The organism is Modestobacter sp. DSM 44400 (genome assembly GCF_900107175.1).
Lineage (GTDB): Bacteria > Actinomycetota > Actinomycetes > Mycobacteriales > Geodermatophilaceae > Modestobacter.
Genome location: NZ_FNOZ01000007.1, coordinates 27,964 through 54,022 on the forward strand (window position 1 = coordinate 27,964; position 26,059 = coordinate 54,022).

Consider the following 26,059-nt stretch of genomic DNA (forward strand, 5'->3'; position numbering starts at 1 on the left):
GCGGGCCGCCTCCGGATTCCCCGGGGGCGGCCCGCAGTGTTGTTCGTGGCGTACGTGCTGCGCACCGACCCGTGTCCAGCGGGGGGCCGCCCTCAGTCGCGGGGGCGTTTGCGGTCCTGCTCGGCGAGGAACTGCTCGATCTGGGCGCCGATCTCCTCACCGCTGGGCACCTCGCCGGCCGAGCCGAGCAGGTCGGTGGACTCCCGGGCAGAGGTGAACGAGTCGTACTGCTCCTCGAGGGCGGCGACCACGGCGGTGTTCTCCACCGAGCGGCCGATCTGCTCGTCGATCTCGGTGCGGTTGGCTTCGGCGGCCTCGCGCAGCGTCTCGGTGGGCACGTGCAGCCCGGTGAGCCGGTGCAGCTGCTCGAGCAGGGTGAGCGAGGCGGCGGGATAGGTCGCCTGCGCCAGGTAGTGCGGAACGTGCGCGGCGACACCGAGGGCGTCCACCCCGCCCTCGCCCAGCCGCAGCTCCAACAGCGCGCCGGCGCTGCCCGGGATGCGCATCTCGCCCCAGTAGACCGGATAGGCCTCGATCAGCTGTCGGCGCGTGGCATGCGCGGTCACGGTGACCGGCCGGGTGTGCGGCACCGGCATCGGGATGGCGTGCAGCGCGACCACCGAGGTGACGCCGAAGGCCTCGACGAGCTGCAGTACCGCGGCGCTGAACCGCTCCCACGCGTAATCCGGCTCGGTGCCGTGCAGCAGCAGGAACGGGGTGCCGGCGTCGTCCTCGACGGCGTAGAGGTCGATCGCCGGTGAGGTGATCGACTCGTACCGGTCGCCGGAGAAGACCATCCGCGGTCGGTGCCCGCGGTAGTCGACCAGGGCGTCGACGTCGAAACGGGCGATGACCTGGTGCGGGAGGCTGGCCAGCAGGTGCGACCCGGCCAGCGCCCCGGCGTGGGCGGCGTCGAAGTCACCGGCGAGGTCGTGCACCAGTACCAGAACGCCCCGGTCGGCGGGCTCGCCGACCGCCGCCTCCCGGGCGAGCAGCTGCTCGGCCTCGGGGAGCACCTCGACGAGGTCCTCCGGTCGCTGGCGCACTGTGGGTCCTCCCGCTCGGTCGGTCCAGCTCTTCTAGCGGTGAAGCCGGAGCAGGCGCCGGGCATTCCCGAGCACGGTCCGGGAGCCGCGCGCACCGCTGGCCGAGGCCCCGGCCAGCGCCGGCGCGACGCCCTCGGCGTCGGGGTTGGCCGGGGCCTCCTCCTCGGCCGGCCGGCGCACCAGCTGGGCGCCGGAGGAGTCGCCGGTGAGCTGTTGGCTGGTGCCGTCTGCGTCCACCTCCGGGGCGAGCCCGTCGAGCTGGTCACGGCCGTAGCGGTAGGCCACGGCGATCAGCGCGGTCACCGGGACCGCCAGGAAGGCCCCGATGATGCCGGCGAGGCTGCTGCCTGCGGTCACCGCGAGGATCACCACGGCGGCGTGCAGGTTCAGCCCGCGGCCCTGGATGATCGGCTGCAGGACGTTGCCCTCCAGCTGCTGCACCAGTAGCACGACGACCAGGATCCAGATCGCGGTGCTGACCCCGTTGCTGACCAACGCGATCAGGATCGCGAATGAGCCGGCCACGAAGGCGCCGATGATCGGGACGAAGGCGCCGAAGAAGGTCAGCACGGTCAGCGGCAGCACCAGTGGCACGCCGAAGAACAGCAGGCCGAGCCCGATGAAGAAGGCGTCGACGAACCCGACGAGCGCCTGTTGGCGGATGAATTCCGACAGGGTCGTCCATGCCTTCGCCGACAGCGCCGCGATGTGCGGTGCCGCGCGGGCGCCGGTCTGCGCCGCCAGCCAGGGGGTCCAGCGCGGGCCGTCCTTGAGGAAGAAGAACGCCAGGACGAGCGCCAGCACCAGGTTGATCAGGACGTTGCCGACGGTGGTGGCCGTGGTGACCGCGTAGCCGGCGATGTTCTGCGCGTTGCTCTGCACGCTGTTGATTACCGAGTCGACGGCATTGCCGATCTGCTGGTCACCGAGGTTGAACGGCGGGCCCGCGATGTACTCCTGCAGCTGCTGCAGTCCGCCGGTGACCCCGTTGGCGAGGTCCTCGACCTGGCTGATGACCTGCGGTGCGATCACCGCGATGATCCCGCCGAGGGCGCCCAGGAAGACCAGCAGCACGACGATGCTGGCCAGCGCCGCCGGCCAGCCGTGCTTACGCAGGAACCGGGTCGGCGGCCACAGCACCGTGGTGAACAACAGGCCCAGGACGACGGGCAGGAGGACGACCCAGAGCTTGCCCAGCACGTAGCCGACCACGATGAGGGCGGCGACGATGAGCAGGAGCTGGCCGGAGGCCGTGGCCACCCGCCGGCTGGCGCGCTGCAGCTTCTCCGCCCGGTCGGGGCCGGGGACGGGGGCCTTGGTGGTGGCGGTGCCCGTGTCGGCGTTGGTGCTCCCGTGGGGGACCGGGACGGCGGACTCGCCGGGACTGTCAGGCATGCGTCGATCCCAACACACCCACCCCCCGGACACCGGGTGAGCGGTGCGCCGCCGGAAGTGTCGGGAGACGGTCGTAGGTTGCCGGCATGCCGACGACCGCTACCGCCGACCGCGTCGACCGCGACGAGCTGCTCGCCTTCCTCCGACCCCGCCACCGCGCCGTGCTGATGACCCGCCGGGGCGACGGCAGCCCCCAGCTGTCGCCGGTCACCTACGGCGTCGACGCCGAGGGGCGGGTCGTCGTGTCCACCTATCCGCAGCGGGCCAAGGTGGTCAACGTCCGCCGCGACCCAGCGGTGTCGCTGTGCGTGCTCTCCGACGAGTGGGACGGGCCGTGGGTGCAGCTGGACGGTGCGACGGAGGTGCTGGACCTGCCCGAGGCGCTGGAACCACTGGTCGAGTACTTCCGGTCGATCAGCGGCGAGCACCCCGACTGGGACGAGTACCGCGCTGCGATGGCGCGGCAGGGCAAGTCGCTGGTGCGCGTCACCGTGGAGCGCTGGGGCCCGGTCGCCACCGGCGGCTTTCCACCCTCCGTGGTCGACAAGGCCTGAGCCTTGCTCTACGTCAGGCAAGGTGCTTAACTTGCGGGGTGCCGTTCGTGTTGACCATCGACCAGAAGGGCAGCCGCCGCGGTCCCGACCGCGTGCCCGGCGCGCTGTCCGCGCTGTCCGGTGCGCCCACGGTTCTCCGGTTCGAGCGGACGGCCGGCGACGAGCTGCAGGGCGTGCTGGACGACCCGGTCGCGGTCGTCGGCGTGGTGCTGGACCTGGTGCGCGCCGGCGGCTGGAGCATCGGGGTGGGGGCGGGGCCCGTGCAGACCCCGCTGCCCGCCAGCACCCGGGCCGGCGCCGGCGCCGCCTTCATCTGCGCGCGTGCCGCGGTGGAGGCAGCCAAGCGGCGGCCCTCCCGGGTCGCCGTCCGGAGCCCCGCGACGACGGCGGCCGCGGATGCCCAGGCCGTGCTGACCGCCCTCGCGGTGCTGGTCGACCGGCGCAGCGCCCAGGCGTGGGAGGCCATCGTCCTGGTCACGGCGGGTCGCACCCAGGCCGAGGCCGCCGCCGAGCTCGGGGTCACCCGGCAGGCGGTCGGTCAGCGGCTGGCCGCCGGCCTTTGGGACGTGGAGCGCGACCTGCGGCCGACCGCGGTCCGGTTGCTGGCCCTGGCGGGTGGATGAGCGTCGCGACGACGACGCCCGCGCGAGCATCGCAGGGAGCGCCGGCGACCGAGGAGCGGAGCACGGGGGGAGTCGAGCAGTGAGCATCGCGACGCTGGCCGTGCAGGGCGTCCTGGTGCTCGCCGGGACCCTGCTGGCGCTGCGCGGGGAGCGGGTCCGGGGTCCAGTCGGCGCGGTGCTGCTGCTCCTGCTGCTCGCCGCGGCCGCGCTGCTGGCGTGGCGCGCGGCACCGGCGTCGGACACGGTGCGGACGACCGGGCTGCTGCTGGGCGTTGCCACGGCGGCCACGGGCGGCGGACCGATCACCACCGCGGTGCTCCGGGTCGCCGACCCCGACCGGGGGCCGTCCCGCCGCCGCGCGTCGGACCCGGAGGTGCTCCGCGGCGGCGCGTGGATCGGCGTCCTCGAGCGGATCGCGGTGGCCGGCACCCTGCTCGCCGGCTGGCAGGAGGGGCTCGCCGTTCTCATTGCGGTGAAGGGGCTCGGCCGGTTCAACGAGCTGAAGGCGCCGGTCGCCGCCGAGCGCTTCATCATCGGCACGCTGGCCAGCGGCCTGTGGGCGGTCGGCTGCGCCGGGGTTGCCACCCTGCTCCGCAACCCCTGACGGGGTCCGAAGGGCCACGTCAGGGGTTGCGCCGAGCGCCTTCCTGTCCCGATTGAGCAGTGCGGGATGCTTCTTGAGCAGTGCGGGATGCTTCGCATGCCGCACTGCTCAATCGGTGAACACCTCGATCCGGGCGCCCATCTCCACCAGTCGCTCATACAGCTGCTCGTAGCCGCGCGCGATGATGTCCACGTTGCGCAGCACCGACTCGCCCCTGGCCGCCAGCATGGCCAGCAGGATGCAGACCGCCGGGCGCAGCGCGGGCGGGCAGACGATCTCGGCGGCCGACCAGCGGGTCGGGCCCTCGACCAGCACCCGGTGCGGGTCCAGCAGCCGGACGTCGGCGCCGAGCCGGGTCAGGTCGGACAGGTGGATGGCCCGGTTGTCGTAGACCCAGTCGTGGATCAGCGTCCCGCCGGCGGCGGTCGCGGCGATCACCGCGAAGAACGGCAGGTTGTCGATGTTGAGGCCCGGGAACGGCATCGGGTGCACCTTGTCGATGGGCGCCCGCAGCTGCGAGGGGTGGATCGTCACGTCGACCAGCCGGGTGCGGCCGTTGTCGGCCGGGTACTCCGGTGACAGGTCGAACCGCAGGCCCATCTCGGCCAATATCGCCAGCTCGATCTCCAGGAACTCGATCGGGGCCCGGGCCACGGTCAGCTCGGAGTTGGTCACGATCCCCGCGGTGAGCAGGCTCATCGCCTCCACCGGGTCCTCGCTCAGCGGGTAGTCGACGTCGGCGTCCAGCACGGAGGAGCCGGTGACCACCAGCGTCGTCGTCCCGAAGCCCTCGATGCACACGCCGAGCAGCTGTAGGTACAGGCAGAGGTCCTGCACCATGTAGTTGGGAGAGGCGTTGCGGATGGTCGTCGTCCCGTCGTGGCGGGCGGCGGCGAGCAGCGCGTTCTCGGTGACGGTGTCCCCGCGCTCGGTGAGCACGATGGTGCGGTCCCGGGACTCCGGCCGGGTGACCGTGGCGTGGTACTCCCCGGCGCGCGCCTCGACGTCCAGGCCGAAGGGGCGCAGCGCGATCATGTGCGGCTCGACCGTGCGGGTCCCCAGGTCGCAGCCGCCGGCGTAGGGCAGCTCGAAGGTCTCGGCGCGGTGCAGCAGCGGGCCCAGGAACATGATGATGCTGCGGGTGCGGCGGGCCGCGTCGGCGTCGATGGCGGACAGGTCCAGCCGCTCGGGGACGACGATGGTCAGGTCGCGGCCGGCCTCGTCCCAGGTGGCCGAGACCCCGATCGAGGTCAGCACGTCCAGGATCCGGTCGACCTCCACGATGCGCGAGACGTTGCGCAGCGTCGTCCGGCCGCGGTTGAGCAGCGAGGCGCAGAGCAGGGCGACCGCGGCGTTCTTCGACGACTTGACCGTCACCCGGCCCGACAGGGGAGTGCCGCCGCGCACCCGCAGGTGGGTGGGCCCGGACCGGCCAACGGTGATCAGCTCGCTCTCCAGCGCCGCGGACAGCCGGCCGAGCAACTCCAGGGTGAGGTTCTGGTTGCCTTGCTCGATCCGGGCGATCGCGCTCTGGCTGGTGGCCAGCCGTTCGGCGAGCTGGCTCTGGGTCAGGCCGTGGTGCCGGCGGGCGTCCCGCACCAGGTTGCCGATCTGGCGCAGCGACTGAGCGGTGGCTTCCTCGGTGAGCGTCATCGCGGCCGACGATATCTCACAGATGAGATCAGTTCGGTCGTCGTCGGCCCTCGCTCGCGGTGCCCCCCGCCCGGCGACCAGACAGAATGGGGATGCCGTCCGGCCGTCCCACCGCGAGGAGATCCCGTGTCCGAGAACCCGACCACGAGCGGCGTTGGCCACCCCGACCTGCTCGCCGTCTACACCAACGACCACCTGGCCGCCTCCACGGGGGGCATCGAGCTGGTCTCCCGGATGATCGGCTCGCACCGCGGCACCCGGCACGAGCAACCCCTGCGCCAGCTGCTCGGTGAGCTGCGTGAGGAGAAGTCCGCGCTGGGCGCCACCATGGCCGCTCTCGGCGTTCCGGTGCGCCAGTACAAGCAGGTGGCGGCCTGGATCGCGGAGAAGGCCAGCCGCGCCAAGCTCAACGGCCGGCTGGCCACCCGCTCCCCGTCCAGCTCGCTGCTCGAGTTCGAGTTCCTCGCCTCCGCCGTCCGCGGCAAGCGCAGCGGCTTCGAGACGCTCCGGATCGCCGCCGAAGTGGAGCCACGCATCGACAAGGTGCTGCTGGACGGGCTGATCACCCAGGCCAACCGGCAGTACCACTGGCTGACCGACGTGCGCCGCGAGGTCGCGGCGGAGGTGTTCGGCGGCGACCCGTCCGCGGTCGACGTCGAGGAGGCCTGACCCCGCCGGGCGACGGCCCGGGTGTGGCGGTAGACAGACGGGCATGTGCCACGACCACGACAGCCGCCCGCCCGCACCGCCGCGCTCGGGGAAGGTGGCCGAGCGGGGGCTGCTGACCCTTACCGCCACCGACGGCAACCAGCTCTCCGCCGCCTACGCCGCTCCGGCCATCACCCCGCGGGGCGGTGTGGTGGTGCTTCCCGACGTCCGCGGGCTCCATCCGTACTACGTGGCGCTGGCCGAGCGGTTCGCCGAGGCCGGCCTGGCCGCGGTCGCCATCGACTACTTCGGACGGACCGCGGGCCTGGCCGGGACCGGCACCCGCGAGGAAGAGTTCGACTGGCAGAGCCAGATCCCGCAGACCACCGAGACCGGCATCGACGCCGACATCGTGGCGGGGATCGAGTACCTGCGCAGCCGCACCGCCCCGGACCTGCCGGTGGTGACCGTCGGCTTCTGCTTCGGCGGCAGCAACTCCTGGCGCCAGTCGGGCGGCTCGCTGGACCTGGCCGGTTGCGCCGGGTTCTACGGCCGGCCCAGCATGGTGGGGGAGGCTGCGACCCGCGCCGCGAAGCCCACCGTGATGCTGATCGCCGGCGCCGACGCCGCCACCCCGGTCGAGGACCAGCGCGCGCTGGCCGAGACGATGCGCGCCGCGGGCGCCGAGGTCGACGACGTCGTCTACGACGGCGCGCCGCACTCCTTCTTCGACCGGGCCTTCGACGAGTGGGCCGACGTCTGCCAGGACGCCTGGCAGCACGTGCTCGCCCTCACCGACCGGGTCGCCGCCCGCTGAGCCCCCGGGTCGGTCGCCTACGCTGCCTGCCGTGAGCGAGCAGCAGGGCGGGGCGATCGACCCGGACGTGATCGAGCTGGCCGGTCGGGTCTTCGACCTGGCGCGGGGCGGGTACACCGAGGAGCTGACCGCCTACCTCGACGCCGGGGTACCGGCCAATCTCACCAACGACAAGGGCGACACGCTGCTGATCCTGGCGGCCTACCACGGTCACCCGGACGCCGTGGCCGCCCTGCTGGCGCACGGCGCCGACCACAGCCGGACCAACGACCGCGGGCAGGACCCGCTGTCGGCCGCGGTCTTCAAGCAGTCGGCCGACACGGTGCGCCACCTGCTGGCGGCCGGCGCCGACCCGGACGGCGGGCAGCCCAGCGCCCGGGCGACCGCGGCGTTCTTCGAGCTGCCGGCGATGTCCGCACTGCTGTCGCCGGGCGACGCCTGACCCAGCTCAGCAGGCGAGGACGAGCACCGCGAGGTCGTCTCCCGCACCCCGTCGGTCCCCGCGGTGGCGGGCCACCGCCTCGTCGATCGCGTCGGCCGTGGCCTGCGCGGACAGCCCGGCCGCAGCGGTGAGGGTCGCGCAGATGCCGGTCTCGTCGAACTGGACACCTGCGGCGTCCCGGGCCTCGGTGATGCCGTCGGTGTAGAGCACCAGTGTGCTGCCGGGCCCGAGGTGGACGGCCGCCTCGGGGTGGGAGACCTCGGCCGTGATGCCCAGCGCCCGGCCGGGCGTGCCGACCTCGGTGCACGACCCGTCCGCCGTCCGGAGCATCGGCAGCGGGTGCCCGGCCACGCTCAACCGGACGTCGGCACCTGCGGTGCCGGAGTCCAGCAGCAGGCAGCACGCGGTCACGAACCGCAGCGGTCCAGGGGTGTCCTCCTGGAGGAGCGCGGCGTTCACCGCGGCCAGCACCTGACCCGGGGCGCCACCGGCCACGGCGACGGCGCGGGCGGTGTGCCGGGTCAGCGCGGTCACCGCGGCGGCCTCCGCACCCAGCCCGCAGACGTCGGCGATCAGGACCATCCAGCGCCCGTCCGGCAGCGGCAGGACGTCGTAGGTGTCGCCCCCGGCGAGCACGTCCTCCCCGCCCGCCCGGTAGCGGGACCCGAGCTGCACCCCGGGCACCGCCGGGAGCCGGGCCGGCAGCAGGCTGCGCTGCAGGGTCTCGGCCAGTGCGCGGAACTGGGCCTCGGCGCGCAACCGGTCCAGGAACTGGCCGATCTGGCGGCCGGCGCCGGCGAGCACCGCCAGCAGCTCCGGTGGCACCGCGCGGGAGTCCCGGGAGAACAGCTCGCAGACGGCCAGCACCGCGCCACCGCCGAGCACGGGAAAGGCCAGCCCGGTGCGGACGCCATCGGCCCGGGCGGCCGGTCCGCGCGGGAAGTTCGGCGCCGTCCACAGGTCCAGCGCGACCGTAACCTCGTGGGACTCCCACACCCGGCCGGCCAGACCCTCACCGGGGGAGAGGGTGAGCCGCTGGCTCTGGCCGTCCAGCTCGGGCGCGGGGCGGCCCGGCGCGTGCCAGGTGCCGGCGCAGGTCAGCCGGCCGGTGCTGTCCTCCGGTTGCCACAGGACGGCGGCGTCCCAGTCCAGCTGCTCGCAGAGGGTGGGGAGCAGGCCCGCGAAGGCGGCTCCGGCATCGGGGGCGTCGGCCAGCGCGGCGGTGACCCGCAGGGTGGCGGTGAGGTAGCGGCTGACCTGCAGCTGGTGCTCCAGGAGGACGGCGGGACCGGCGTCGCGTAGGACGCCGACGACGACGCCGCCGAGGGCGCCGGCACCCCCGGGCGTCGGCGGGGTCAGCCGGGACAGGGTCAGGTCGACGGCGATCTCGGCCCCCGCGGCGGTCAGCGCGGCCACCCGGGTGGTGACGCCGAAGAGCTCGCCGCGCCCGGTCGCCAGGAAGCGGGAGAACCCGGAGTCGTGGGCCGAGCGGAACCGCTCGGGCATCAGGTCGGTCAGCGGTCGGCCGCGCAGGGCGTCCGGGTCGTACCCGAGCAGGGTGGTCACCGCCGCGTTGGTGTACCGGACGAGCCCGTCGTCGCCGGCCACGATCACCGCGTCGGGGAGCCCGTCGAGCAGGTCGCTGCCCCCCGCGGAGAGGCTGGCTTCCGGCGTCACCCGTGCACCTGCTTTCTTCCCGTCACACGTGCGTCCGGCGGACGATCCGATCCAACACCATTCCGGTGCGTCACCGCGGCGGCGACCGCGACGGCCGAAAGCAGGGCGCCGACCGCCGCGCCGGTGACCAGCACCGGCGGCGGCGCGGCCGGCAGCAGCCCGGGCAGTGCGGTCACCAGCACCCCACCGGCGGTCGCCGCCGCCGTCCATCCGGCCCAGCGCAGCGTCAGCCGGCCCGGCACCCGGGCCGACGACGGGACGACAGCAGCCAGCGCGGCCGCGGAGTGGACGGCGGCGAGCGCCAGCGCGAGGATGACCAGCCGCGGCACCGAGTCGTCGTGCGGGGAGGTCAGCCAGGACAGCGCCGCGGCGACGATCAGCACCGCCGGCCCACTGGACCCCGGCGAGGTGGCCGACACGGTCAGCGCGACCAGTCCGGTCGCGGTCAGGGCGATGCCCAGGATGGTGGGCGAGGGCAGCGGCAGCGCCAGGGCGGCGAGCCCGGCGACGACGAGGGCGACGCGGGGGCTCACCGCCGGCCACCGCCCCAGGACGCACCGCCCCGCGACGCCGCCCGGGTCAGCTGCTGCAGGACGGTGTCCAGGCTGCCCCGGCCCCGCCACGACACCACCGGGACGCCGAAGGACCGCAGCTGGGCGATCCGGGTCGCCCGCTCCAGCAGCCACAGCCGGGTGACCGGCACCGTCCAGGGCCCGGCGTCCTCGGGTGCGGCGTCGGCCGGAAGCGTGTTCACCACCACCACCGTGTGCCCGGCGCGGCCCAGCGCCGCGGCCTGCTCGAACACGTATCGGCCGACCAGCGGGCTGACCACCAGCACCAGCGCCCGGGGGTCGAGCCCGGCCGGCGCGGCCAGCCGCGGTTCCCCGCCACCGGCGCGGGGCGCGGAGGTGTCGAGCAGGCCGGTGAGCACCCGGTCCCGCTGTCCGCGGCCGGCCCGCGCGGGCAACCGGCGCGCCTGACCGGTGTAGGTCATCAGGCCCACCCGGTCGCCGAGGGAGAGGTAGAAGTCGGCGAGCACCGCGGTGGCGCGTACCGCGATGTCGATGCCGCTGGCCCGGCCGTCCACGCCGTCGCTTGTGCCGGCGTCGAACCGGGCGTCCAGCAGCAGCACCACGTCGGCGTCCCGTTCGGTGGTGGTGGCGTTGACCTGCAGCTCGCCGCTGCGCAGCGCGCCGGACCGCAGCGAGGTGCGCCAGTTGATCCGGCGCATCCGGTCACCGGGCGCGAACGGCCGGACACCGGCCAGCTCGCTGCCCTCCCCGGCGCGCAGCGACCGGTGAACGCCCACGTTGCCGCGGGCCCGGGGCACCAGCGCGTCGCCGGCGTAGGGCTCGGCCAGCGGAAAGACCCGGACCCGCTGGGCCGGCACCTCACCGGGCCCGGCGCGCAGCAGCCCGCCGCACGCCGACAGCGTCACGCTGCCCGGGCCGACGGCGGAGTGGCCCCACCGCCGGGCCACCAGGGCGACCGACGCCCCGACCGGTGCGCCATCGCGGGGCCGGGTGACCGTGGCGACCGCGGTTCCCGAGGCGGGGCGGACCCAGTCGGGCGTGCCGAGGGACAATGCCAGCGTCTGCGCGCCGCCGGCGTCGGCGACCGACAGCGCGGCCGGCACCGCGGCGCCCTCGCCGACGGTGTCCACGCCGAGCTCGAGCACCGGGCGCGGCCGGCCGGACGGTCGCCGGACGAGGGGCAGCGCGGCCAGGGCCAGCGGCGCGGCCAGCACCAGCAGGTCCGGCTGCCGGAACAGCACCGCCACCAGCGCCAGCCCCGCCGGCAGCACGCTCACCCGGGCGACGGCCGCGGTGGACTCCCACCTCATCGGGGTGTGCCCGCCAGTCGGGACGCCGGCACGGGGACCTCGGCCAGCACCGCGCGGGCGACGTCCTCGGTGTTCACGCGCTGCATCCAGGTCTCCGGACGCAGGGTCAGCCGGTGGGCCAGCGCGCCCACCCCGACCGCCTTCACGTCCTCAGGGACGACGTAGTCGCGGCCGCGCAGCACGGCCAGCGCCCGGGCGGTGAGCACCAGCGCCAGCGCGCCGCGGGGCGAGGCGCCGACCTGCACCTCGGGCCGGTCGCGGGTGGCCGCGGCCAGGCTCACGCAGTAGCGGCTCACCGAGTCCTCGACGTCGACCGCCTCCACCGCGCGGCGCATCGCCAACAGGGTGGGGGCGTCCACGACCGGTGCCAGGACGACGTCCTCCTGCCGACGGGCCAGTCGGCGGGTGAGCACCTGCCACTCCTCCGCCGGCGGGGAGTAGCCGAAGGACAGGCGCAGCAGGAAGCGGTCCAGTTGCGCCTCGGGCAGGGCGTAGGTGCCCTCGTACTCCACCGGGTTGGCGGTGGCCAGCACGCAGAAGGGGTCCGGCAGACCGAAGGTCTGCCCCTCCACGGTGACCTGCCGCTCCTGCATGGCCTCCAGTAGCGCGCTCTGCGTCTTGGGCGGGGTGCGGTTGATCTCGTCGGCGAGCACCAGGCCGGCGAACAGCGGTCCGGGCCGGAACTCGAACTCCCCGCGCTGCTGGGCGTAGACGAAGGACCCGGTGACGTCGGCGGGCACCAGGTCGGGGGTGAACTGCAGGCGCCGGAACGACAGCCCGAGCGCCTGGGCGAAGGAGCGGGCGGCCAGCGTCTTGCCCAGCCCGGGCAGGTCCTCCAGCAGCACGTGGCCACCGGCCAGGACGGCGGCCAGCACCAGTTCCAGAGCGTCGCGCTTGCCGACCACGGCCTGGCCGACCCGGTCCAGCACGGCGGCGCCCAGTTCGGCCGTGCGGACCGGGGTCAGGTCGGTCGAGATGTCGGGCACGGGGCCGGTCACAGGTCCTCCAGGTCGCGGGTCCAGCGGAGCAGGGTCTGCGGGGTGGACCGCAGGGTGTGCGGGGGAGCGGTGAGCAGCTCGAGCAGGGCGGGGGTCAGCACGTCGCGGGCCGCGGCCCGCCCGGCGTCGGTGCGCCAGTCGATGCCGCGGCGCTGCCACAGCCGCTCGACGGTCAGCCCGGCCAGCCGGGGACGCAGCCGGACCTCGAACCGGTCGCCGTCCCGGCTGTCGGTTTCGACGGCGAAGCGGAGGCTGCCGAGGTCGCCGAAGGACGCGCTGGCCGGCGGCTCGGGTGTCGGAACCGGTGCGGACGGCGGCGGGTCGGTCGTCGGCAGCCGCGCGGCGACCGCGGCCAGCAGCCCGGCCGTCGTCCCGGCGAGGACGGCGAGCGAGACCGGCACCGCCCAGCCGGCGAGCCGGGCTCCCACCACGACCAGCACACCCAGGACGGCGCCACCGGCCACCGTCGCAGCCGCCCAGCGGGAGTTCACCGTGCCCCCTGGGCCGGCCGACCGGCCAGCGCACCGCGCAGCAGCTGCAGCTCGGTGCGGGCCGCGTCGCGCTGCGCGGCGCCGACCTCGTGCCCGGAGAAGCGCGCCTCCCGGTACAGCTCCGCCAGCCGGTGCACCGACGGCACCGGCAGCCGGTGCACCGCAGCCAGCCGTTCGGCGTACTCGGTGGCGGTCTCCGACGTCCGGGCCGCGGTGCCGGCGACGGCCGCCGCCTCACCGAGCAGCAACCACGCCCGGACGACGGCCTCGCGGGCGTCGGGCTGCTCGACGGCCAGCAGGGCCCGCTCGACGGCGGCGGGAAGCTCGGCGTCGACCGGGGGCGCGGGGCCCAGCGGCGACGGATCGGGACGACGGCGGACGGCGCGGCCGGCGAAGAACCGCCAGGCCAACCGCACCAGCACGGCCAGCGTGACCGCCGCGACGACCAGTATCAGGGCCAGCAGGACCCAGCCGGTCACCGGGTTGACCGGCTCGGCTGGTGCGGTGGTCGCCGGTACGGCCGCGACGCGGCCGGGCAACGTGAACGGTGCCGGGCTGTAGGTCGTCGGAGCGGCCGAGCGGTCGGGCGGCAGCGCCCGCGTGTACGACCCGCTCCGGGCGGCGAGCCCGGCGAGGGCCAGTACCGCGACGATGCCGGCTGAAGCGACTGCGGCCAGGGCGAGCGGCCGGCGTCCCGGCGGAGGACCGGCCGGCCGGCCCGGCCGAGCGGCGGCGTCCGCGGCTGGGCCGGTGGGGTCGGGAGGCACGGTGCATCCCATCACCGCCCGCCGGCCGGTGCCAGGAACCCCGCCGGAGGATCGGGGTTTCCTGCGTCGGCCCCGTTCGGGATCGCCAGTCGTGCGGGCGGAGTGCGACGTCGGGCGCAGTGAGGAGGCAGCGGCGAATCCTCACCGACTCCCGACGGGAACTGGAGCCGACGGCGCCGGTGCGAAAGCGGTCAGCACCGCCATGACCGCGCACGCACCGCAGCCGACGAGCGCGATCGCGGCGTAGCCGCTGCTCGCCGGCACGGTCGCCCCCTCGGGCGTGGCCACCTCGAGGAGGGTGGCGCTCAGTGCACTGCCGACCGAGAAGCCGATGTAGCGCAGCACCTGGTTCAGGCTCATCGCGCTGCCGGTCTCACCCGGCGGCACGGCGGCCACGATCAACCCCGGCAGCGCCGCGAAGATGCAGCCCACCCCCAGCCCGGCCACCGCCGCATCGACGAACAGCTGCCACAGCTCGCCCCGCATGAAGCCGAACAGCAGCAGCCCGGCGCCCAGCACCACCGCACCCAGCGGCAGCACCGCGCGCGGGCCGGCCAGCCGGTCCAGCCGCCGGGCCACCTGGCTGGCCAGCACGCTGGCCACCGAGAACGGCAGCAGCACCAGGCCGGCGACCACGATCGAGGCGCCGAAGCCATAGCCGCTGGACTCCGGCGTCTGGGCCAGTCGCGGCGCGGACGACAACAGCAGGTAGTTGGCCAACCCGGCCAGCAGCGCCGCGGCGTGCGCCGTGGCCGCGCCCCGGCCCCGCGCCAGCCGCAGGTCGACCAGCGGCGCGGGCGCCCGCAGCTGCCAGATCACCCACGCAACCAGCGCCAGGACGGCAACTCCGGCCAGGCCGGTGACCGCCGGGGACGACCAGCCCCAGGTCTCGCCCTCACCGAGGGCGAGCAGCCCGGTGGCCAGGCCCACCCCGAGGAGCACGGCGCCGGCGACGTCCAGCCGCCGGGACGGCACATCGCCCGACGGCGGGTAGACGACGGCCGCCGCGGCGAGCGCCCCGGCGCTGGCCACCGCCCCGAACTAGAACGCCGCGTGTACCCCGCCGACCTCGGCGATGGCGCCGGTGACCGGGTAGCCCAGCCCCACGCCGGCGGCCACGGTCACCGACAGCGCCGCCACGGCCGAGCGGGACTGGTCCCCGTGCAGGACGGTGCGGGCGGTGGCGATGGCCAGCGGGGTGAGCCCCAGCCCGAAGCCCTGCAGCGCCCGGCCGGCGATCAGCCACCCCAGCCCGAGCGGGAGCGCGGCGAGCACGCTGCCGAGCAGCACCACCGCCAGCACGACCAGGACGACGGTGCGCCGCCGCGGCCCGTCACCGAGCCGGCCGATCACCGGGGTGGCGACCGCGCCGACCAGCAGGGTGATCGTCAGCGACCACTGGGCGCTGGTGATCGAGACGTCGTTGGCGGCGGCGATCGCCGGGACCAGCGGGGCACCCAGGCTGCTGACGACGGCGACGAGCATGCCGAGGTAGAGCAGCACCGGCACGAGCCCCCGCGGCGCCGTCCTGGTCCGTGCTTGTCCTGCAACCCCCGCTGTCACGGCGTCGGACAGTAGTCGCCGGCGGACGGGGTGCCGGCCGTTCCTTCCGTCCAGTGGCCGACGTCCATGTCACATCCGCCGCCGGGCTGCGGGGCCGCTGGGTAGCGTCCTGCGGAGTCCCGACTGACTCAGGAGCGGCGCCGGGACCAGTGCCGTCGCCCGACCCTGGTCTCGGCCAGCTCGAAGGACGTCGCGTAGGGCACGAAGTCGACATGTCGCCCGACCGCGTACAGCACCTGCGGGGCCACCAGGAACAGCGCGGAGGCCTGCCGGGTCACGTGGCGGTCGAGCCGGTTGGCCGCCAGGACCTGACGCAGCTGGCCGGTCTGCCGGACCAGCCGGGCGAACAACCGCTCGAACCGTGGGTCCACCGGGCCGGCCCGGAACTCCCCGGACCGGCCGACGAAGGCCCGGTGCAGCTCCAGCGGCGGGACGTCGACGCTCTGGCTGCCCTGCTCGAGCAGCAGCACGTCCCAGCTCCGGGGCTCCTTGCCGGCCAGCCGACGACGCACGTCCCGTTGCTGCTCCCCGCGCAGCACGAGGACCTCCACCTCGATCCCGAGCGCCCCCCGCAGGTCCTCGGCGACGAGGTGGGCTGCGTCGGCGAAGGCCTCCATCGTGGCCAGCCGCAGTGAACGGTGCGCCCCGCCGGCCGCCTGCCACAGCCGGGCGGCCCGGCGCGGGTCGTGCCGGTACGCGCAGCCGGCCGGGAAAGCGGTGCAGCGCGGTCAGCCGGGTCGGCGGCGTGAGCCCGGCCAGCGGACGGGCGTGCCCGCCGAACGCGTCCCGGACCAGAGCCCGCCGGTCGACGGCCAGGTTGAGCGCCCGGCGCGCCCGGCGGTCGGCCAGCGGCAGGCCCACGGCCTCCCGGTCGATCACGCCGGCGAGCGCGCGGACGGCGTCCACCGCCACCAGCCGGGCGTGGGCGGACCGCCGGACCCGGTCGGCCTGCGCGGGCGGGACCTCGGTGACGAGGTCGACCTCGCCGACGCTGTCGCAGACGAGGTCCAGGGCGTCCTCCCGGTCCAGATCGTTGCGGAACTCGACCTCGGCCAGGTGGGGCCCGCGGGTGCGGTCCCAGTAGTGCGGGTTCGCGCGCAGCCGGACGGTGGGGGAGCGGTCCTCGGTCTGCAGCCAGGTGCGGTCGGCGCCGTCGGTAACCACGGCCTCGGTCTCGATGGTGGAGCGGCCCTCGACGAGGATGAACGGTCCGGAGGCCCACGGCCCCGGTGCGTCGATCACCTACCAGTGACCCTCGCCGGTCCCGTGCAGCGAGTAGCCGAAGCCGAGGTCGCGCCAGAACCGCTCGCTCATCACGTGGGTGGCACGCAGCTTGCCGAGCACCAGCCCGTCCTGCTCGGGCAGGTGCAGGCGCACGGTGCGGTCGTCGACCACCTCGACGGCGGACCGCCGGTCGATGTTGAACTGCGTGCCCGGCGGGTGCGGGGACTCCCAGCGGAACTGCTCGGTGAAGGCCCGGTGCACCGAGCCCGAATCCAGCCGGGTGCCGTCGGCGAACTGGTTGGCGTGCAGGATGACCTGCAGGGTCCGGCCGCCGTCCCGCCACCGGTAGGCGCGCATCGCCGCCGGCCGCACCTTGCCCTGCCGGGTGACCCGGACCAGCTCCTCGACGGTGTTGTACGTGACGTAGAGCCAGTTCAGCGGATTCGGGTCGACGACGCGGAGGGTCCCGCGCGGGACCGGGCGGGCACGGCCGGCGAGCCGCTGCAGGACGCTCATCGACGGTCCCTACCCTGCGGTGAGCGAACTCACCGCCCCCGGGTGGAAGCACGAGCGCCACTGTGGTGTCCTCTCCAGACGTGACGACGGCGAGCGTGCCCACCGCCCGGACCTCGCGCCGGGCCTACGTCGTCTGGGCCGTCGGGCTGCTCGCCTACGCGGTGGCGATCTTCCAGCGCGGCTCGCTCGGCGTGGCCGGGGTCCAGGCGCAGGAGCGTTTCTCCGCCGGCGCCTCGGCGATCGCCCTGTTCCTGGTCCTCCAGCTGGCGGTGTACGCCGCCCTGCAGGTGCCGGTGGGGGTGGCGCTGGACCGGTTCGGTTCCAAGGCGATGATCATGGCCGGCGCCCTGACCATGGCCGCCGGGCAGGCGGTCCTCGCGTTGGCCACCGACGTTCCGACCGCGGTCGTCGCCCGCGTGCTGGTCGGCGCCGGTGACGCGATGACCTTCATCAGCGTGCTGCGGGTCGTGCAGGTGTGGTTCACCGGGCGCACCGTCCCGCTGGTCACCCAGCTCACCGGCATCCTCGGCCAGGTCGGTCAGATCGTGGCCGTCTACCCGCTGGTCGCCCTGCTGCGCGACACGTCCTGGCCGGCCACCTTCCTGGGCGCCGCCGCGGTGGGCGTGCTGGTCGCCGTCCTGGTGCTGGTGGCGCTCGAGGACGCCCCGCCCGGCACGGCGGTGACGGCGCCGGCCGGGATGGCTGAGGTGCGGGCCAACCTGGTGGCGACCTGGCGGGAGCCGGGCACCCGGATCGGGCTGTACACCCACCTGGTCACCCAGTTCTCCGGCACCGTCTTCGCCCTGCTGTGGGGCTTTCCGTTCCTCACCCTGGGTGAGGGGCTCAGCCCGGCGACCGCGGCCGGGCTGCTCACCTTCTTCGTGCTCGTCGGCATGGGGTTCGGCCCGCTGCTCGGCAAGCTGGTCGGCCGCTGGCCGCTGCGCCGCTCCAACCTGGTCTTCGGCATCCTGGGGGCCACCGCCACCATCTGGACCGTCGTGCTGCTGCTGCCCGGCCGCGCGCCGCTGTGGCTGCTCGTCGTCCTGGTCATGGTGCTGGGCACCAACGGGCCCGGCTCGATGATCGGCTTCGACTACGCGCGCACCGAGAACCCGGTCGAGCGCTCGGGGAGCGCCAGCGGGGTGGTCAACGTGGGCGGTTTCATGGCCTCGCTGTGCACCATCCTGGCCATCGGTGCGGTGCTTGACGCCCTCACCCCGGGCGGGGCCAGCGATTACGACCTCGGTGCCTTCCGGGCGGCGTTCGCCGTGCAGTACGTATTCTGGGCGATCGGCCTGGTCGGCGTGGTGCGGCACCGCAAGCAGCTGCGCGCCCGGCTGGCCCGCGACGGCATCGTGCTCGTTCCGCTGCGCGTCGCGGTCGGCGCCCGGCTGCGCGGCGGCTCGGCCTATCCCCGGCCCGTGCCCCCGACCGACCGCTGACCCGACCGCTGGCCCGCCCGGCGGGCCAGCACGACCGCGTACTCGTAGCGGCGACCGTCGCGCTCCACCGGCAGCAGCACCTGCTCGGCGTCGACGGCGCCGGTCACCGCGGCCAGGTCGGCCAGCAGCTCCGGGGCCGGGTCGCTGGACCAGATCGCCAGCACGCCGCCGGGCCGCAGCGCGGTCAGCGCGGTCGCCAGCCCCGGTGGTCGGTACAGCGGCGCGTTGGACTCGTGCACCAGGAAGCCGGGTCCGTTGTCGATGTCCAGCAGGACGGCGTCCCACCGGCCCGGCCCGGCCGCCAGCGCGGCCGCCACGTCGCCCACCCGCAGCCGCAGCCGCCGGTCGGACACACCGGCCAGACTGGGCAGCAGCCCCCGGGCGGCCCAGCCGACCAGCGCGGGTTGCAGCTCCACCACGTCGACCCCGGCGGCCCGCGGGTCGGTCAGCACGGTGGCCGCCGTCCAGCCCAGCCCCAGCCCGCCGACCAGCACCTGGAGTCCGTCGCCGGTGCACCGGCTCAGCGCCGCGGCGGCCAGCAGCCGCTCGGTGGAGGTGTCCACGTCGTCCATGGCGAAGACCCCGTCGACGACGAGCTCCAGGTGCACCTCACCGTCGTCCGTGGTGCGCCGGCGCAGCAGCACCTCGCCGTGCGGGCCGGACGCGCGGCCCAGATCCCTGATCCCGTCGGCGAGCCCGTTCATCCCGGCAGTCTGCGGCAGCACGGGGTCAGCCGCCGAGCTCCTGAGCGACGCCGGCCGCGGGTGTCCGGTGGTCGTGATGCCGGGTCAGCCCCTCGCGCACGTGCTCGACCATGACCGCTCCCGCGCGGTCGGGGTCCCCGCTGCGCAGGGCGGCCAGCACGTCGGCGTGGTCGGTCACGAGGTCGATGCCGGGATGGACCGAGGCGTAGTAGTCGCCCCAGGCCTGCAGGGTCACGCTGCGACCCCAGAGATCGTCGAAGAGCTCCAGCAGGAACGGGTTCCCGGCCGCCTCGACGACCGCGCGGTGCGCCAGCCGGTTGGCCTGGAAGGCGTCCCGTCCGCTCGGTCCGGCGGCGCCGGACAGGTGGTGCAGCGCCGCCTCGATGTCGTCGACGGCGGAGGTGGCCCGGGTGGCGACCAGTCGGGCGGCGTGCCCCTCGACGGCCTCGCGGACCTCGTAGAGGTGACCGATGTCCGCGCGGGTCAGTTCCGGGACGACGTACCCACGCCCGCCCGCCGCTCGGATGGTGCCCTCCCGCTCCATCCGCTGGAGGGCCTCGCGCAGCGGCGTCCGGCTGATGCCCAGCCGTAGGGCGAGGACGTCCTGCACCAGGCGGTCTCCCGGAGCGAGCTCGCCGGCCAGCAGCGCCTCGGTCAGCCGTTCGTAGGCAAGGTCCGCGAGCGAGCTGGCTTCGATGCGGCGCAGAGACACGGAACCATCCTTCCTAGCAGTGTGATGCAGCTCACCGCTAGGCCTTGGCGAGCTTCCGTGCACCGTATACGGTCCGCCGCACCGGGCGCGCTCCGCGGCCCACTCGGTCAGGCACCCACTCGAGGAGACCCACGTGGCAATCCAGTTCCCTGACGTCCGTACGGCGACCAACCGGTCCCCGTTGGAGCCGCTGAGCGCGGACGAGATCGGCCGGACGTCGGCCATCCTGCGCGAGCAGCGCGACCTCGGCCCCCGCGTCCGGTTCGTCTCGATCACCCTGCAGGAGCCGCCGAAGCGAGAGGTCCTCGCCCAGCAGGGCGGCGACGGGGCGCCCCTGGAGCGGGCCGCGTTCGCCGTCCTCTACGACCGTGCCGCACAGCAGGCGATCGAGACGGTCGTGTCGCTGTCCTCGGGCGTCGTCACGTCGTGGCGGGTCGTCGAGGGCGTCCAGCCCGGCGTGATGCTGGAGGAGTTCTTCGCCACCGAGGAGATCACCCGGGCCGACCCCCGCTGGCAGGAGGCCATGCGCAAGCGCGGCGTCACCGACTTCTCGCTGGCGATGATCGACCCCTGGGCCACCGGCTACGACATCGAGGACCCCCTGGGTCGCCGGCTGATCCGGCCGCTGACGTTCGTCCGGTCCCGGGAGGACGACAACGGCTACGCCCGCCCGGTGGAGGGCCTCGTCGTCCTGGTGGACCTCGACCTGATGGAGGTCATCGACGTCCGCGACCACGGGGTGGTGCCGCTGCCGAAGAAGGCGGGCAACTACATGCCGGAGCTGATGTTCGACGACGACAACCGTCCGGCCCACACGCACGTCCGGGACGACGTCCGACCGATCGAGATCACCCAGCCGGACGGCCCCAGCTTCACCGTCGACGGGCACGCGGTGAGCTGGCAGAAGTGGCGGTTGCAGGTGGGCTACAGCCCGCGGGAGGGGCTGGTCTTGCACCAGGTCGGCTACGAGGACCGGGGGCGTCTACGCCCGGTCGTCTACCGGGCGTCGCTGTCGGAGATGTACATCCCGTACGCCGACCCCGCACCCACCCACCGGATCAAGAACGTGTTCGACGAGGGGGAGTACGGCGTCGGCCTGCTGCTCAACCCGCTGCAGCTCGGCTGCGACTGCCTGGGCGAGATCCGCTACTTCGACGCCGTCGCCAACGACCAGGACGGCCAGCCGATCACGATCCCCAACGCCATCTGCATGCACGAGGAGGACTTCGGCGTCGGGTGGAAGCACACCGACTTCCGGACGGAGAAGATGGAGGTCCGCCGGTCCCGTCGACTGGTCATCTCCTGCTTCGCCACCGTTGGCAACTACGAGTACGGGTTCTTCTGGTACCTCTACACCGACGGCACGATCCAGTTCGAGGTCAAGCTGACCGGGGTCATCTCCACCGGCGCCGTGCCGGTTGGTGAGCAGCCGCGCTTCGGCACCCTGGTGGCGCCTGGCCTGTACGGCCCGCACCACCAGCACTTCTTCAACGTCCGGCTGGACATGCAGGTGGACGGCGAGCGCAACTCCGTCTACGAGGTCGATGCCGCGGCCCTCCCGCCGGGCGAGGACAACCCCTACGGCAACGCCTGGGTGACGCAGGAGACCCTGCTGGCCCGGGAGAGCGAGGCCCAGCGACTGATCAACCCGTTCGTGGCCCGCACCTGGCAGATCGTCAACCCCTCCTCGGTCAACGAGCTCGGCCAGCCGGCCGGCTACAAGCTGATGCCGGGGGACAACGTGCTGCCGCTCCAGCAGGAGGGCTCCCAGGCATGGGACCGCGCCCAGTTCGCCTACAAGCACCTGTGGGTCACCGCCTACGACCCGGAGCAGCTGTACGCCGCCGGCGACTACCCCAACCAGAGCCAGCGTCCGGGTGGGCTGCTCGAGTACGCCAAGGCCGACCGGCCGCTGGAGGACACCGACGTCGTCGTCTGGTACTCCTTCGGCGCCCACCACGTCGTCCGGCCCGAGGACTGGCCGGTCATGCCGGTCACCTTCGCCGGCTTCCACCTCAAGCCGGTCAGCTTCTTCGACGGCAACCCGGCGCTGGACATGCCGCGGTCCGAGCCGGCCTGCCACGCCGGCGGCGAGACCGTCGGGGAGAGCGCCCGCGAGCAGGCGGCGGAGTGACCCGCCACGCGGACGACGTGCCGGTGGCGCGCTCGGACTCCGGGCTCGCGCACGAGTCGATGACCCAGGTCGAGGTGCTGGCCCAGTCGGTCGCCGGCATCGCACCCAGCGCGGTCATGGCCACCGGCCCGGCGCTCATCGTGCTGTACGCCGGCAGCGGTGCGTGGCTGTCCTACCTCGCCGCGATGGTCGTCGTCGTCCTCATCGGGCTGTGCGTCGCCCAGTTCGCCCGGCGTTTCGCCTCGTCCGGCTCGCTGTACAGCTACGTCGCGCGGGGGCTCGGGCCCGGCGGGGCGCTCGCCGCCGGCTGGGGCCTGGTGATCGGGTACTCGTGCATCGCCATGGTCGGTATCGCCGGCACCGGCATCTACCTCGGCAACTTCCTGGAGACGATCGGGCTCCCGGGTACCTCGACGGCAGCGGTGCTGGTCATCTTCGTGGTGGCCGCACTCGCCGCCGGGGCCTTCGCGGTCGCCGGGATCAAGCTCTCCACCCGGCTCGGGCTGGTCCTGGAGATCGTCTCGGTCTCGGCCGTGCTGCTCGTGCTGGTCGTCGTGCTGGCCAGAAACGGGTTCTCGGTCGACACGTCCCAGTTCCGGCTCGACGGCGTCACCTTCGACGGGGTGACGTTCGGCATCGTGCTGGCGGTCCTGGGCTTCGTGGGTTTCGAGAGCGCGGCCTCGCTGGGCGCCGAGGCGCGCAACCCGCACCGGGCCATCCCGCGGGCGGTGCTCGGCAGCGCCGTCCTCGCCGGACTGCTGTACATCTTCGCGTCCTACTCCACGGTGCTGGGCTTCGGCGGCGCCGACGGCCTGGCCGCCAGCGGTGCGCCGATCAGCGACCTGGCCACCGCCAACGGGCTCGGCGGGGTCACCTGGCTGATCGACCTCGGGGTAACCGCGTCGTTCTTCGCCGTCGTGATCGCCAGCATCAACGCCGCGGCGCGGGTCCTCTACACGATGGGCGAGGAGCGGGTGCTGCCGCCGGCGCTGGGGCGGGCACACCCCCGGCACAAGACGCCGCACGTGGCGATCTGGCTGATCACCCCGGTGGTCGCCGCCGTCCCGGTGATCATGTTCGCCACCGGGACGTCGGCGTTCAACATCTACGCCTATACCGGCACCCTCGGGACCTTCGGGTACATGCTGGCCTACCTGCTCATGGCCGTCGCCCTGCCGGCCTTCCTGCGCCGGCGCGACGAGCTGAAGGGCGCGTCCGTCGTGCTGGCCGTCATCGTGGTGCTGGCCCTGCTGTACGTCTTCTACAAGAACGTCATCCCGGTTCCGCCCTCGCCGTACAACCTGCTGCCGTGGATCTTCCTGGGTGCCCTGCTGCTGGGGCTGGCGTGGTACCTGAGCGTCCGGGTCCGGACCCCGGAAGTGACCGAGGAGGTCGGGTCCATCGAGGAGGAGCCGGTGCCTCCGCACGGGCTGCACTCCGGTGGCCACGGCACGGCCCCGGGCGGGGCTGACGGAGGTCGTGACCGGTCGTCAGAGGCGGGCCCGCCGGTCGGGCAGGCGTGAGGGCCGAGGGGGACGGCACCACCGGGACGCTCGGGAGGACGGCCGCCGCGACCGGTGCGCTGTGTGTCGGCGTGCACGTGGCGACCGCCGCGGTCGGCGGCCACGGGGAAGCGGGGGAGAGGGCCGTGCTCGTCGCCATGGCGGTGGCCTGCCTGCCGTGCGTCCGCGCCCTGTGGCGCCACCCCGGAGTGGCCGTGTGGCGGAGCACCGCCGTGATGTACGGCGGCATGCTGTTCGTGCACCTGCTGCTGCTCACCGCCGCCGGGGGGAGTTCCGGGCACGCCGGGCACATGGCCGGCGGCTGGACCTGGGCGGAGGCCGGCATGTGGAGCGGCCTCGCCCTGGCCGGGGCCCAGGTGGCCCTCGCCGGGACCGTGCTCGCGAGCGGACGTGCCCTCGAACCGAGGCCGGGCCGCCCCGGCCGGGTGGGTGCGGTGGCGGACTGACCGGGTGCGCTCACCGACCGGGCCGGCCCCCGGCGCGGAACCGCAGGGACTGCCCCGGTCGCAGCTGGGCGCACCGGTCGACGTCCGGGTCGGCCACGTAGCCGATCACCGGGTAGCCACCGGTGACCGGATGGTCGGCGAGGAAGAGCACCGGGGTGCCCGAGGGTGGCACCTGCAGCGCGCCGCGGACCATCCCCTCGCTGGGCAGCTCGCCGGTGCGCAGCCGGGTCAGGGCCTCCCCGGCCAGCCGCAGGCCGACCCGGTTGCTCTCGCTGGTCACCGTGTAGGCGGTGCCGGTCAGCGCGGGCCACGCCCCGACGTCGAACCAGTCGGCCCGTGGGCCGAGCAGCACCGGGACGGTCACCTCCCCGGCCGGCGGCTCGGCGACCGCAGCCAGGTCGACGCCGGGCAGCGGCAGGGGACTCGCGCCCACGGGCAGCACGTCGCCGGCGGCGACGACGGCCGGCCCGAGACCGGCCAGCACGTCGGTGGAGCGGGAGCCCAGCACCGGCGGGACGTCGATCCCCCCGCGGACGGCGAGGTAGGTGCGCAGCCCGCTCGCCGGCACGCCGAGCCGCAGCTCAGCGCCGGCCGCCAGCGCGGCCGGGGCGTTGTGCGCCGGGCTCCCCGCGCAGCGCGCACCGGTGGTGACCACCAGCAGGTCGCGGTCGGCCCGCACCACCAGGCCGCCGAAGGTCACCTCCAGCACCGCAGCGTCGGGCGGGTTGCCGACCAGCCGGTTGGCCAGCGCGGCGGCGGCCCGGTCGGCGGCGCCGGAGCGGCCCACCCCGAGCGCGGCCTGCCCGGGACGGCCGCGGTCCTGCACGGTGGTCAGCGGCCCGGTCGCCAACACGGTGAGGCCGGCGCAGGTCACCCGGTCACCTCGGTGAAGCGGATCCGGGTGCCCGGGCGCAGCAGCGCGGCCGGCTCCCGGTCGACGGCGAAGACCGCGACGTCGGTGCGCCCGATCAGCTGCCAGCCGCCCGGGGACTGGCGGGGGTACACGCCGCTGAACTCCCCGGCCAGCGCCACCGAGCCCGGCGGCACCCGGGTGCGTGGCGTCGCCCGGCGTGGCACGTCCCAGTCGCCGCCGGGCTGGGTCAGGTAGCCGAAGCCCGGCGCGAAGCCACAGAAGGCCACGGTCCACTCCCGGGCGGTGTGCCGGCGGACCAGCTCGCCGGGGGTGAGCCGGAGCAGGCCGGCCAGCTCGGCGAGGTCCGCGCCGTCGTAGCGCACCGGCAGCTGGACCACCTCGGCGCCCGCCGGAGTGCCCGGCCGCGGGACCGTCGTCCGGACCACCGCGGCCACCGCGGCCAGGGTGGTGACCGCCGGGTCGGTCACCAGCAGCACGGTGCGGGCGGCCGGGACGACGTCGACCACCCCGGCCGGCGGCCGGTCGGTCAGTGCCGCGTAGAGCGCCAGGACCGCGTCGAGGTCGGCCAGCTCGACCAGCAGCGCGGCGCTCCCGCTGGGGAGCAGTCGCATCAGACTGCGAAGGGGGCCAGCGCGACCCCCGCCGCCGTCAGCGCCGCCCGCACCTGCCCGGCGATCTCCACCGCTCCTGGCGTGTCGCCGTGCACGCAGATCGAACCGGGCTGCAGGGTCAGCTCGCCGCCCTCGACGTCGGTGATCGGCTCGCCCGCCGCCATCGCGACGCAACGGCGGGCGATCTCGGCCGGATCGTGCAGCACCGCGCCGTCCAGCCGCCGTGACACCAGCGTTCCCTGCGGGGTGTAGGCCCGGTCGGCGAACGCCTCGTGCACCACGGTCAGGCCGGCCTCGCCGGCCAGCCGCAGCCAGGCCGAGCCGGGCAGGCCGAGCACCGGCAGCTTGCGGTCGTAGGCGACGACGGCGGCGACCACCGCGGCCGCCTGCTCCTCGTGGTGCACGATCGCGTTGTAGAGCGCGCCGTGCGGCTTCACGTAGCGCACCCGGTCGCCGGCGATCCGGGCGAAGGCCTCCAGCGCGCCGATCTGGTAAACGACGTCGGCGCTGAGCGCCTCGGGCTCCACGTCGATGAACCGGCGCCCGAAGCCGGGCAGGTCCCGGTAGCCGACCTGGGCGCCTATCGCGACGCCGGACTCCACGGCCTTCGCGCACACCCGCCGCATGATCGAGGCGTCACTGGCGTGGAAGCCGCAGGCGACGTTGGCGCTGGTGACCACGCCGAGCAGTGCGTCGTCGTCCCCGAGGGTCCACTGGCCGAAGCCCTCACCGAGGTCGGAGTTCAGGTCCAT

The 26,059-nt window shown here is 74.5% G+C and carries 28 protein-coding genes and 1 pseudogene; 10 read left to right on the forward strand and 19 right to left on the reverse strand.

Going from position 1 to position 26,059, the window contains the following annotated elements; genetic code table 11:
• Positions 1 to 92: 92 nt before the first annotated feature.
• Together BLW04_RS06685 and BLW04_RS06690 are read right to left on the reverse strand one after the other, a co-directional pair.
• Positions 93 to 1,046, reverse strand: a complete 954-nt coding sequence (locus BLW04_RS06685) for a proteasome assembly chaperone family protein (RefSeq protein ID WP_091538004.1) — start codon at positions 1,044 to 1,046, stop codon at positions 93 to 95.
• Positions 1,047 to 1,079: 33 nt separating this feature from the next.
• Positions 1,080 to 2,441 (reverse strand): AI-2E family transporter, encoded by a 1,362-nt coding sequence (locus BLW04_RS06690; protein WP_091538005.1) that lies wholly within the window; start codon positions 2,439 to 2,441, stop codon positions 1,080 to 1,082.
• 86 nt (positions 2,442 to 2,527) lie between these two features.
• Between BLW04_RS06690 and BLW04_RS06695 the strand changes: the two genes are divergently transcribed.
• The 3 genes from BLW04_RS06695 (at position 2,528) to BLW04_RS06705 (ending at position 4,222) form a co-directional block, all read left to right on the forward strand.
• Positions 2,528 to 2,995, forward strand: a complete 468-nt coding sequence (locus tag BLW04_RS06695; RefSeq protein ID WP_091538006.1) for a PPOX class F420-dependent oxidoreductase — start codon at positions 2,528 to 2,530, stop codon at positions 2,993 to 2,995.
• A 47-nt stretch (positions 2,996 to 3,042) separates the two neighbouring features.
• A complete protein-coding gene (locus BLW04_RS06700; RefSeq protein ID WP_254781130.1) occupies positions 3,043 to 3,618 on the forward strand; it encodes a hypothetical protein in 576 nt (191 codons plus the stop codon).
• A gap of 79 nt (positions 3,619 to 3,697) precedes the next feature.
• Positions 3,698 to 4,222 carry a hypothetical protein gene (locus tag BLW04_RS06705; protein ID WP_091538008.1) on the forward strand — a complete coding sequence of 175 codons (525 nt, stop codon included), beginning with the start codon at positions 3,698 to 3,700 and terminating at the stop codon, positions 4,220 to 4,222.
• 108 nt (positions 4,223 to 4,330) lie between these two features.
• Here BLW04_RS06705 and BLW04_RS06710 read toward each other — a convergent pair whose 3' ends face one another.
• Positions 4,331 to 5,875 (reverse strand): helix-turn-helix domain-containing protein, encoded by a 1,545-nt coding sequence (locus BLW04_RS06710; protein WP_091538009.1) that lies wholly within the window; start codon positions 5,873 to 5,875, stop codon positions 4,331 to 4,333.
• Between the two features lie 126 nt (positions 5,876 to 6,001).
• On the opposite strand from BLW04_RS06710, the gene BLW04_RS06715 reads away from it, so the two are divergent.
• The 3 genes from BLW04_RS06715 to BLW04_RS06725 are packed head-to-tail and all read left to right on the forward strand — an operon-like array spanning position 6,002 to position 7,782.
• Entirely contained in the window at positions 6,002 to 6,544 is a 543-nt protein-coding gene (locus BLW04_RS06715; RefSeq protein ID WP_091538010.1) for a hypothetical protein, read from the forward strand.
• 43 nt (positions 6,545 to 6,587) lie between these two features.
• Positions 6,588 to 7,340 (forward strand): dienelactone hydrolase family protein, encoded by a 753-nt coding sequence (locus BLW04_RS06720; protein WP_091538011.1) that lies wholly within the window; start codon positions 6,588 to 6,590, stop codon positions 7,338 to 7,340.
• Positions 7,341 to 7,371: 31 nt separating this feature from the next.
• Positions 7,372 to 7,782 (forward strand): ankyrin repeat domain-containing protein, encoded by a 411-nt coding sequence (locus BLW04_RS06725; protein ID WP_091538012.1) that lies wholly within the window; start codon positions 7,372 to 7,374, stop codon positions 7,780 to 7,782.
• A 6-nt stretch (positions 7,783 to 7,788) separates the two neighbouring features.
• Here BLW04_RS06725 and BLW04_RS06730 read toward each other — a convergent pair whose 3' ends face one another.
• The 11 genes and pseudogenes from BLW04_RS06730 to BLW04_RS06765 all read right to left on the reverse strand — a co-directional run bounded on the left by BLW04_RS06730 (position 7,789) and on the right by BLW04_RS06765 (position 16,861).
• Positions 7,789 to 9,459, reverse strand: a complete 1,671-nt coding sequence (locus tag BLW04_RS06730) for a SpoIIE family protein phosphatase (protein ID WP_254781131.1) — start codon at positions 9,457 to 9,459, stop codon at positions 7,789 to 7,791.
• Positions 9,456 to 9,992 (reverse strand): hypothetical protein, encoded by a 537-nt coding sequence (locus tag BLW04_RS28155; protein WP_254781132.1) that lies wholly within the window; start codon positions 9,990 to 9,992, stop codon positions 9,456 to 9,458. Before BLW04_RS28155 ends, BLW04_RS06730 begins: the two co-directional genes overlap by 4 nt.
• A complete protein-coding gene (locus BLW04_RS06735) occupies positions 9,989 to 11,302 on the reverse strand; it encodes a DUF58 domain-containing protein (protein ID WP_091538014.1) in 1,314 nt (437 codons plus the stop codon). The genes BLW04_RS28155 and BLW04_RS06735 overlap by 4 nt, the downstream gene beginning before the upstream one ends.
• The gene (locus tag BLW04_RS06740) at positions 11,299 to 12,300 is read right to left on the reverse strand and encodes an AAA family ATPase (protein ID WP_217630880.1); all 1,002 of its coding nucleotides are present in this window, start codon (positions 12,298 to 12,300) and stop codon (positions 11,299 to 11,301) included. The genes BLW04_RS06735 and BLW04_RS06740 overlap by 4 nt, the downstream gene beginning before the upstream one ends.
• Positions 12,297 to 12,791: a hypothetical protein gene (locus tag BLW04_RS06745; RefSeq protein WP_091538015.1), complete on the reverse strand. Its 495-nt coding sequence runs from the start codon at positions 12,789 to 12,791 to the stop codon at positions 12,297 to 12,299. The genes BLW04_RS06740 and BLW04_RS06745 overlap by 4 nt, the downstream gene beginning before the upstream one ends.
• Positions 12,788 to 13,558, reverse strand: a complete 771-nt coding sequence (locus tag BLW04_RS06750) for a DUF4129 domain-containing protein (RefSeq protein WP_091538016.1) — start codon at positions 13,556 to 13,558, stop codon at positions 12,788 to 12,790. The genes BLW04_RS06745 and BLW04_RS06750 overlap by 4 nt, the downstream gene beginning before the upstream one ends.
• Positions 13,559 to 13,699: 141 nt before the next feature.
• Entirely contained in the window at positions 13,700 to 14,590 is an 891-nt protein-coding gene (locus BLW04_RS06755) for an MFS transporter (RefSeq protein ID WP_254781133.1), read from the reverse strand.
• A 9-nt stretch (positions 14,591 to 14,599) separates the two neighbouring features.
• Complete coding sequence (locus BLW04_RS28160) at positions 14,600 to 15,061, reverse strand: MFS transporter (protein WP_254781134.1); 462 nt, start codon at positions 15,059 to 15,061, stop codon at positions 14,600 to 14,602.
• Positions 15,062 to 15,249: 188 nt separating this feature from the next.
• The gene (locus BLW04_RS28165; RefSeq protein ID WP_254781135.1) at positions 15,250 to 15,738 is read right to left on the reverse strand and encodes a hypothetical protein; all 489 of its coding nucleotides are present in this window, start codon (positions 15,736 to 15,738) and stop codon (positions 15,250 to 15,252) included.
• 130 nt (positions 15,739 to 15,868) lie between these two features.
• Positions 15,869 to 16,363: pseudogene (locus tag BLW04_RS29505) on the reverse strand (ABC transporter substrate-binding protein); the annotation flags it as partial.
• Positions 16,364 to 16,861: a periplasmic substrate-binding domain-containing protein gene (locus BLW04_RS06765; RefSeq protein ID WP_091538018.1), complete on the reverse strand. Its 498-nt coding sequence runs from the start codon at positions 16,859 to 16,861 to the stop codon at positions 16,364 to 16,366.
• A gap of 95 nt (positions 16,862 to 16,956) precedes the next feature.
• On the opposite strand from BLW04_RS06765, the gene BLW04_RS06770 reads away from it, so the two are divergent.
• Positions 16,957 to 18,303 carry an MFS transporter gene (locus BLW04_RS06770; protein ID WP_254781136.1) on the forward strand — a complete coding sequence of 449 codons (1,347 nt, stop codon included), beginning with the start codon at positions 16,957 to 16,959 and terminating at the stop codon, positions 18,301 to 18,303.
• Here BLW04_RS06770 and BLW04_RS06775 read toward each other — a convergent pair.
• Both BLW04_RS06775 and BLW04_RS25755 read right to left on the reverse strand, forming a co-directional pair.
• Positions 18,270 to 19,007: a spermidine synthase gene (locus tag BLW04_RS06775; RefSeq protein ID WP_139306756.1), complete on the reverse strand. Its 738-nt coding sequence runs from the start codon at positions 19,005 to 19,007 to the stop codon at positions 18,270 to 18,272. The two genes, BLW04_RS06770 and BLW04_RS06775, sit on opposite strands and share 34 nt — an antisense overlap.
• 25 nt (positions 19,008 to 19,032) lie before the next feature.
• Positions 19,033 to 19,719: a GntR family transcriptional regulator gene (locus BLW04_RS25755; protein WP_175483928.1), complete on the reverse strand. Its 687-nt coding sequence runs from the start codon at positions 19,717 to 19,719 to the stop codon at positions 19,033 to 19,035.
• Between the two features lie 133 nt (positions 19,720 to 19,852).
• On the opposite strand from BLW04_RS25755, the gene BLW04_RS06790 reads away from it, so the two are divergent.
• From BLW04_RS06790 to BLW04_RS06800, 3 genes are read left to right on the forward strand one after another with little or no spacing between them, the layout of a single operon-like run.
• Positions 19,853 to 21,853, forward strand: a complete 2,001-nt coding sequence (locus tag BLW04_RS06790; RefSeq protein ID WP_091538022.1) for a primary-amine oxidase — start codon at positions 19,853 to 19,855, stop codon at positions 21,851 to 21,853.
• Complete coding sequence (locus BLW04_RS06795) at positions 21,850 to 23,376, forward strand: APC family permease (protein WP_254781137.1); 1,527 nt, start codon at positions 21,850 to 21,852, stop codon at positions 23,374 to 23,376. Before BLW04_RS06790 ends, BLW04_RS06795 begins: the two co-directional genes overlap by 4 nt.
• Positions 23,373 to 23,822 carry a hypothetical protein gene (locus BLW04_RS06800; RefSeq protein WP_091538023.1) on the forward strand — a complete coding sequence of 150 codons (450 nt, stop codon included), beginning with the start codon at positions 23,373 to 23,375 and terminating at the stop codon, positions 23,820 to 23,822. Before BLW04_RS06795 ends, BLW04_RS06800 begins: the two co-directional genes overlap by 4 nt.
• Positions 23,823 to 23,832: 10 nt before the next feature.
• Here BLW04_RS06800 and BLW04_RS06805 read toward each other — a convergent pair whose 3' ends face one another.
• The 3 genes from BLW04_RS06805 to BLW04_RS06815 are packed head-to-tail and all read right to left on the reverse strand — an operon-like array spanning position 23,833 to position 26,059.
• A complete protein-coding gene (locus tag BLW04_RS06805) occupies positions 23,833 to 24,696 on the reverse strand; it encodes a 5-oxoprolinase subunit C family protein (protein ID WP_091538024.1) in 864 nt (287 codons plus the stop codon).
• Complete coding sequence (locus BLW04_RS06810) at positions 24,693 to 25,307, reverse strand: 5-oxoprolinase subunit B family protein (RefSeq protein ID WP_091538025.1); 615 nt, start codon at positions 25,305 to 25,307, stop codon at positions 24,693 to 24,695. The genes BLW04_RS06805 and BLW04_RS06810 overlap by 4 nt, the downstream gene beginning before the upstream one ends.
• Complete coding sequence (locus tag BLW04_RS06815) at positions 25,307 to 26,059, reverse strand: LamB/YcsF family protein (RefSeq protein ID WP_091538026.1); 753 nt, start codon at positions 26,057 to 26,059, stop codon at positions 25,307 to 25,309. Before BLW04_RS06815 ends, BLW04_RS06810 begins: the two co-directional genes overlap by 1 nt.